The sequence below is a fragment of the Enterobacter sp. K16B genome, from assembly GCF_020216105.1.
GTDB classification, from domain to species: Bacteria; Pseudomonadota; Gammaproteobacteria; order Enterobacterales; family Enterobacteriaceae; genus Enterobacter; species Enterobacter sichuanensis.
On sequence record NZ_JAIWJZ010000192.1, the window covers coordinates 1 to 263 of the forward strand.

1 protein-coding gene is annotated in these 263 nt (G+C 47.1%); it reads left to right on the plus strand.

The window, feature by feature from the left end; translation table 11 throughout:
* Positions 1 to 134: 134 nt before the first annotated feature.
* Positions 135 to 263: RbsD/FucU domain-containing protein (locus tag LDK53_RS22590; protein ID WP_318527762.1), on the plus strand; the 129-nt coding region annotated here is incomplete at its 3' end.

Below are 263 nucleotides of genomic sequence, written 5' to 3' on the forward strand. Positions count from 1 at the left end.
CATTTACCACCCCTCCATTTCACTTAGCGAAACGTTTCGACGTTGATCACAAATCTGTTACGTCACGGTGGTTTTCTGAACACTCTTAAGACTAAACTGATATCAGCGAAACGTTTCGCTAGTGGAGCAAGAAAATGAAGAAAGGCACGGTTCTCAACTCAGAAATCTCGTCGGTTATTTCCCGTCTTGGGCATACCGATACGCTGGTGGTTTGCGATGCAGGCTTACCGGTTCCGCGCAGCACAACCCGTATTGATATGGCA